8 protein-coding genes and 2 pseudogenes are annotated in these 6,106 nt (G+C 65.3%); 6 read left to right on the forward strand and 4 right to left on the reverse strand.

The features are described from left to right. Positions 1-194 precede the first annotated feature (194 nt). Together ACIBTS_RS48970 and ACIBTS_RS48975 are read left to right on the forward strand one after the other, a co-directional pair. Positions 195-1,091, forward strand: coding sequence for an RNA polymerase sigma-70 factor (locus tag ACIBTS_RS48970; RefSeq protein WP_399328436.1), 897 nt, complete (start codon positions 195-197; stop codon positions 1,089-1,091). Between the two features lie 291 nt (positions 1,092-1,382). Beyond that, entirely contained in the window at positions 1,383-1,880 is a 498-nt protein-coding gene (locus tag ACIBTS_RS48975; protein WP_399328438.1) for an Ohr family peroxiredoxin, read from the forward strand. A 230-nt stretch (positions 1,881-2,110) separates the two neighbouring features. Here ACIBTS_RS48975 and ACIBTS_RS48980 read toward each other — a convergent pair. Beyond that, a pseudogene (locus ACIBTS_RS48980) lies at positions 2,111-2,966 on the reverse strand (helix-turn-helix domain-containing protein). 49 nt (positions 2,967-3,015) lie between these two features. On the opposite strand from ACIBTS_RS48980, the gene ACIBTS_RS48985 reads away from it, so the two are divergent. Beyond that, positions 3,016-3,345 (forward strand): cupin domain-containing protein, encoded by a 330-nt coding sequence (locus ACIBTS_RS48985; RefSeq protein ID WP_399328440.1) that lies wholly within the window; start codon positions 3,016-3,018, stop codon positions 3,343-3,345. Between the two features lie 75 nt (positions 3,346-3,420). Here ACIBTS_RS48985 and ACIBTS_RS48990 read toward each other — a convergent pair whose 3' ends face one another. Beyond that, complete coding sequence (locus tag ACIBTS_RS48990) at positions 3,421-4,107, reverse strand: hypothetical protein (RefSeq protein WP_399328442.1); 687 nt, start codon at positions 4,105-4,107, stop codon at positions 3,421-3,423. A 67-nt stretch (positions 4,108-4,174) separates the two neighbouring features. Here ACIBTS_RS48990 and ACIBTS_RS48995 point away from each other — a divergent pair, with 67 nt between their 5' ends. From ACIBTS_RS48995 to ACIBTS_RS49005, 3 genes are read left to right on the forward strand one after another with little or no spacing between them, the layout of a single operon-like run. Further along, on the forward strand, positions 4,175-4,387 hold the full coding sequence (locus tag ACIBTS_RS48995; protein WP_399328444.1) for a hypothetical protein: 213 nt from the start codon (positions 4,175-4,177) through the stop codon (positions 4,385-4,387). Beyond that, the gene (locus tag ACIBTS_RS49000; protein ID WP_399328446.1) at positions 4,384-4,629 is read left to right on the forward strand and encodes a hypothetical protein; all 246 of its coding nucleotides are present in this window, start codon (positions 4,384-4,386) and stop codon (positions 4,627-4,629) included. Before ACIBTS_RS48995 ends, ACIBTS_RS49000 begins: the two co-directional genes overlap by 4 nt. After that, positions 4,626-4,760, forward strand: a complete 135-nt coding sequence (locus tag ACIBTS_RS49005; RefSeq protein ID WP_393462685.1) for a hypothetical protein — start codon at positions 4,626-4,628, stop codon at positions 4,758-4,760. The genes ACIBTS_RS49000 and ACIBTS_RS49005 overlap by 4 nt, the downstream gene beginning before the upstream one ends. A gap of 56 nt (positions 4,761-4,816) precedes the next feature. Here the strand turns inward: ACIBTS_RS49005 and ACIBTS_RS49010 are convergent, their stop codons facing one another. Next, positions 4,817-5,341, reverse strand: coding sequence for a hypothetical protein (locus ACIBTS_RS49010; RefSeq protein WP_399328448.1), 525 nt, complete (start codon positions 5,339-5,341; stop codon positions 4,817-4,819). A 414-nt stretch (positions 5,342-5,755) separates the two neighbouring features. Further along, positions 5,756-6,106, reverse strand: a pseudogene (locus ACIBTS_RS49015) (hypothetical protein); the annotation flags it as partial.

The raw sequence follows: 6,106 nt of genomic DNA on the forward strand, positions 1-6,106 counted from the left end.
AATCCACACCGAACCGGAAGGCCCTCACCTGTTCAAGATCCCTCAGCCGAGACCTGCCTCACGCATCCACAACCTCCCGGGACAGAACACCTAGGCGACCCAGCCGGGCAGATCACGGCAGCGTGCGCCCGGCCGCGGGCACACTCGGCTTCTGCAACTTGTAACATGGTGGCGTTGCAGCCGAAGGGACACCCATGCACGCCGAGGCCGACGCCAACTCCCTCGAACAGGCGACACAACACTTCCTCGCGGCACGTCCGCAGCTCTTCGGTATCGCCTACCGCCTGCTTGGCAGCACAGTGGAGGCGGAGGACATTCTTCAAGAGACGTGGTTGCGGTGGCAGAACACGGACCGCACGAAGGTGGTGGAGCCGACGGCCTTCCTCACCACGATCACCACACGTCTGGCCATCAACCTCGCTCAGTCCGCGAGGGTACGGCGGGAGTCCTACGTCGGACCGTGGCTTCCCGAGCCGGTCGACACCGTTCAGGACCCTCAGCTGGGCGCGGAACGCGGTGAGGCGCTCGAACTGGCGGTGCTGTTCCTCCTGGAGAAGCTGAACCCGGTGGAGCGGGGCGCGTACGTCTTGCGGGAGGCCTTCGGCTACCCCTATCCGCAGATCGCGGGGATCTTGGAGATTAGTGAGGCCAACGCCCGTCAGCTGGTAAGCCGTGCGCGCAAGCACCTGGCCGCTGAGCGCCGGGAACGCGTGAGTCCGAGCGAGCACCGCCGTCTGCTGCGAGTGTTTCTCACCGCTGCACAGACAGGCGATCTCGCAGTGCTCGAGGATGTGCTTACCGCAGACGTCGTCAGCTACTCCGATGGTGGAGGCAGTCGTGGCGCCTCGAAGATTCCAGTTTTCGGACGCGTGCACGTTTCCAAGTACCTGGTTGCGTTCGCGCCACGGTTCTGGCCCCAGTCGGAGGTCCGGTGGGTCGAGGCCAACAGTCGGCCGGCCGTCCTCATCTCTTCCGGCGGAGTAGCCGTGGCCCTGCTGTCCGTAGACGTGTCGGTGGAAGGCATCGACAGGATCATGTGGGTGATGAACCCGGCCAAGCTGTCTTCCTACGTGGCGTCGCTGAACCATTGATCGCTTCCGCGTGGTCGGGCGATCATCACTGGGCGGGTGTCACAAGCATCGTTACTCATCGGTCGTTACTCATCGGTCTACGAGTTGCCCGGGATCCGACGAAGCGTGAGGAAAAGACAACGTGACGATGGTCATGAGCGGCACGGCGGTCCGTGCCCGCGGCTGGGCGCATACCCTGGCTCGCCGAGGGCGCACTCCACCGGGAGGCACCACCTCTTTCGCTTGCTTTCCCACCGTGTGCGTGCACTAGGATTCCCGGTGCGCCTACCGCGACGATGCCGGAGTCATGCCGTGACCGAGCGGATCCAATTGCCCGACCTGTCCGTCGAGAAGGACTACGCCGGAGCGTCCTTCTCTCCCATTTACACCACGACCGTGACTGTCCACGGCGGCGTGGTCTCACACGGTCGGGCCTCGGGCAAGGCACGTTCGTCGGACGGAGCCTTAGACCTCGATCTGCGCATGCCGGCCGAACTTGGAGGGGACGGTCAGGGCACAAACCCTGAGCAGTTGTTCGCGGCCGGCTTCGCAGCCTGTTACCACGGAGCCCTGAGCCTGGTGGCCCGGCAAGAGGAACTCGACCCCTCCCCGATCTCCGTGGAAGCAACCGTCGCCTTCGGTCGGGATCCGGCAGACGGTGGCTTCCTGCTCCAAGTTGATCTGGTGGTGAAGTGGCCTGGCATCGACCGCGAGATTGCGGCTCCCCTGCTCGAGACAGCCGACTCGTTGTGCCCCTACGCAAGGATGGCGTGGCAGGGAACCCCGACAACCATCACTCTGGCCCCGTAGCGAACCGGCGCGGACTGTAGACCATGCTGCGCCGGGGGCCCATGTCGCCGCCGTAGGCCGCCGTTGCCTCCACCGGACACTCGGTCACCCACGCCCGATCCCTGACAGCGCACTGACGCAGGTCCTCTTTTCCTTCGCTGTCGGTGGAGGCGCGTTGATCAGGAGCTGACGGTTGGCTGTGTAGGTCTTAACGGGGTATCGGCCGCGAGTTCGGCGGGACTGAGTCGCTTTCACCGGGAACCCACCGCACTTTCGGGCCTGTCTGCCGAAGGCGCCGCGGGTTCCGGCGATGCCCCGCGATTGTGCAAGGCGGCGTAGCGCGCGGGCGTGACGCTCAGGTGGCGGGTGAAGTGCCGGTTTAGGTGTGCCTGGTCGTAGAAGCCGACCGCCGTGGCAACGTCGGCCGGCCGTTGGCCGGCGAGCAGGAGTCGGCGTGCCCGGTCGATGCGTCTGCCAGTGAGGTAGGTGTGCGGCGGCAGTCCGTATGTCTGTTTGAAGCAGCGGATCAGGTGGGTGGGGTGGGCGTGCAGGATCGTGGCCGCCTCGTTGAGGGACATCCCAGCGTGTATGCGTGAGTCCAGCAGCTCGCGCAGAGCGGCAGCTATTCGCCCGGCCTCATGTCCTGGTGTCCTGACCTGCGAGGCATTGAGATGGAAGAGCAGTTGCTCGCGGACGAGGGCCAGCCTGGACTCTGCCTCGAACTGGTCTCCGGGGTGGGCGAGGACTCCGTGCAACTGGTGGATGCGATGGTGCAGCAGCCCATCTCCGTGGACCGGACGGTCGACCGCAGCCCCTGTCAATCGTTCTGGAAGGACACGAGTGTCGAGGTAGAGCACGCGCTTGCGGAATCCCGACGGGTTGACCGTCTTCCCGTCGTGGGGGACGCCGGGCGGCAGCAAAATGATCGTGCCGACGCCGATCGACGGCGAAGTCGACGGATCCGTCGTCGAGGATCATCAAGTCCCAGGTGTCGTGGGTATGGACCGGGTAGGCGTGATCGGCGAAGAGGGCGTGGAAGACCTCGGCGATCCCTGCGACCGATGGTCTCCAGGCGCTGATCCGCGTTCGGGGCTGGTTGCCAGTCATGCCAGGAACGTACAAGACCAGGGGCGACCAGCGGCAGCACGCTGATCGCATGACCGAACCCAATGTATCCGTCAACCTCGCCCACAAGCTCTCGCAGTTCGATGAGCTCTGGACACAGAAGAAGATCGCCGATCTGAACGACTACGAGGCCAAGCTCGCCAAAGTGAAGGGCGAGTTCGTCTGGCACACCCATGAGGACACCGACGAACTGTTCCTCGTCATCAGCGGTCGGCTCACCATCCAGCTCAGGAATGGCGACGTCGTGCTCGAACCGGGCGAGCTGTTCGTAGTTCCCCGGGGCACCGAACACTGCCCCCGTGGCGGACGAGGAGACTGCCATTCTGCTGCTGGAGTCGGCAGGGGTCCTCAATACGGGTGACGTGGGCGGACCGCTGACCAAGGCTGCTGAGCCCTTGGATTAGTCTCACGGCGTCTGAGCACCCTCGGGGCAGGGTCACTCGGCGGTCTGCTCAATCTGGTCGTCGAGCAGGTTCTGGGCGATGGCCGCGTAGCGGCTCGCGGCGGTGTGGGACATGTTGAAGACCAGGGCGAGATGCAGCGGGTCGGCGCCGACGGTCAGCGCTTCGTGCAGTACCCGGTCGCCGCGGATGCGTTCGAGGTAGACGCCCTGGTGCAGGAGGTGCCGTTTGAGGTATTCGGCACTGACGGGCCCGGTCCCCAGGGCGGTCTTCGCGTTGATGAGCACGTGCTGGTTGGGGGTCTTCGGCCAGATGGTGCGACGTTCGTTGAGCCAGGCCAGCAGGGTCTGGTGGGGTAGTTCGCCGAGACGTTGAGCGTGTCCGGCGATGGAGATGCGGCGGTTGGGCAGGTCGAGGTCGTCCAGGGTGAGGTGTCGGATGGCCGTGGCGCGGGCGGCGTGGACGGCGGCCAGGGCGACGATCAGCCATTGCGCCGGGGTGACGGCGATCCGTTGGACGGCGAGGACCTCGGCGTCGGTCATCGGCAGAAGGTTGCGCTCGATCTCTTCGGTCTTGAGCCGGGTAGTGGGATTGGCGAAGATCAGGCCGCGCTTCTTGGCGAAGCGGAACAGCGAGCGCAGTCCGGCGATGGCGTTGCGCCGCTGCCATCCGCGCAACGGAGCCAGGGTGGTGGTGACGTCGGGGACGGTTATCTCACGCAAGTGCCCGCGAGTGGCCGCCCAGCTCTCCAGCAGGGGTCTGACGCACCCGAAGTAGACGTATAGGCAGGTGTGTGACCAGCCCCGGCCCAGCAAACTGGACCCCTACAAGCCCTACTTGGAACGGCGATTCGCCGAGGGATGCACCAGCGTCACCCGACTGCACAGCGAGCTGATAGCCGAGCAAGCTCCTGTCACCTACGGCATGGTCCGCGCGCACATCGCCACTTTGCGCGGGCTCCATCCGGGGCGCCGCCCCGGCCGCCGACGGTGCGGCAGGTGACCGGCTGGATCACCCGGCACCCCGCGACCCTGACCGAGGAAGACCGGGCCAGCCTGAAGGAGGTCCTGGCGCGCTGCCCCGAGCTGGACAAGGCCGGCGAACATGTCCGCGACTTCGGCGAGATGCTCACCGACCGCCTCCGCTCCACGCTCCCCACCTGGATCGACGCCGTCGACGCCAGCCAGCTACCCGGTCTCACGGAGGCTTCGCACTCCACCTGCTCCGAGACCTCGACGCCGTGACAGCCGGGCTCACTCTCGACTGGAACTCCGGCAGCATCGAGGGCGCCGTCAACCGCATCAAGAAGATCAAGCGGCAGCTCTACGGCCGAGCCGGATTCGAACTACTCCGCAAGATGATCCTGCTTCAGTGACTCTCCGCGATCGCTACCCCAGATGTTTCGCCAGAAACGCCTTCTGACCCCACTCGTCAGAAGCGCGGCCCGACACTGGGATGCGAGACCAAGGCACCGGCCGCGATCTGCAGTTGCACTTTCCATGCCGCCTCGTCGAGCCCCAGCGTGTACGCGATGCAGCACGCGCATGGCGGGAGTAGCGCCACGAATGCCTGCTCCTCGGCGGTCTCGACCTCCATCTCCGACCACTCCTCCGATGCCAACTCGGCAAGATCCACCTCCCCGGCGCTGAATCGCGCGGCCAGCCTGCGCAGTGCGTATCGCCGGGCCACGTGGTGATCGGGCAGAATGATCCCCAATTCTTCAAGAGCCTGCTCAAATGTGTCACGGATGTCCCGGGGGTCCGCATGACGCGGCAGACCGGCGAGCTCACACAGGGTCGGCGTATCCATTCCCATTGCGAGTGCCTGGGCAGCGGTCATCGGCAGGTCTTCCGGACACACATGATCCGCCTGATACAGCCACGCTGCCTCCACCAGGGGCGGATAAGCGCTGCGGACAGGGCTGTCGGGTTCGGATGTGTCGTCTATCGCTGCCATGATTCATACGATGCCAGCACGGCTCGCGAGAGTGCCCGGAAATTTCGACTGTCCCGGCAGACCGCCCACGGGATGACCCAACCCATGCGGTTGCCCCGGTGACGCTCTGCGACCGCTCCCCAAGATCTGTGCCAGAGCCCCGTACTCACGTACATAGCCAGACGGTGGTGGTCGTCTTGGCACCAGGCGCTTCTCCTGGTCCATTCCGCTGCCGAGGCAAGGAGGGCGAGGTCGAAGTGGTCATGGGTGTGCCCTCTGCGTGCCGCCTCGTGGCCGCGAAGCCCTTCTGCCGGTGATGCTCGCGGCGTGCGAGTCACAACCACAGCGTGCCAGCCCTCTTGGCCACGGAGCACCCTGCGCCGTGAGTTCCTGGCTGGGGATCGGTTCCCTGCACATGAGCCGGCGGTCCGCATGTCAGCTCCGGTGACTGCTGGTGATCTCCTTATATTCCTGCACCGTGGGTTTGGGTATCTGGGCTTCGTCCCCGTAGAAGCTCCGGCTGAGCTTGGCCCGCAGCCGTTGGACCCGGGTGGGCGTGCCGTTCAGGCTTCCCGCCTGGGCGACAGTGAGAGGTTTGTCCTGCTCGTGCGCCGTGAGGATGTGCAACTGTTCCTGGGTGAGCGGTTCATGCACCTCGACGAACTCACCGTGCGGAAGGCGTTTGATGACGCCGGAGCCTCCCCCTGAGTGGTGGACACGCTGATACTGGATCTGCTTGATCCGGAGGAAGCGAGAAGACCGCCGATGGCGATGAAGGACTACTCG

It is taken from the genome of Streptomyces sp. NPDC050121 (genome assembly GCF_044460385.1).
In the GTDB taxonomy this organism is placed as follows: Bacteria; Actinomycetota; Actinomycetes; order Streptomycetales; family Streptomycetaceae; genus Streptomyces; species Streptomyces soliscabiei.

What these genes read in the sequence shown, in the direction of transcription:
- ACIBTS_RS48970 (WP_399328436.1), top strand. Translation starts at nt 195, where the DNA reads ATGCACGCCGAGGCCGACGCCAACTCCCTCGAACAGGCGACACAACAC.
- ACIBTS_RS48985 (WP_399328440.1), top strand. Translation starts at nt 3,016, where the DNA reads ATGACCGAACCCAATGTATCCGTCAACCTCGCCCACAAGCTCTCGCAG.
- ACIBTS_RS49010 (WP_399328448.1), bottom strand. Translation starts at nt 5,341, where the DNA reads ATGGCAGCGATAGACGACACATCCGAACCCGACAGCCCTGTCCGCAGC.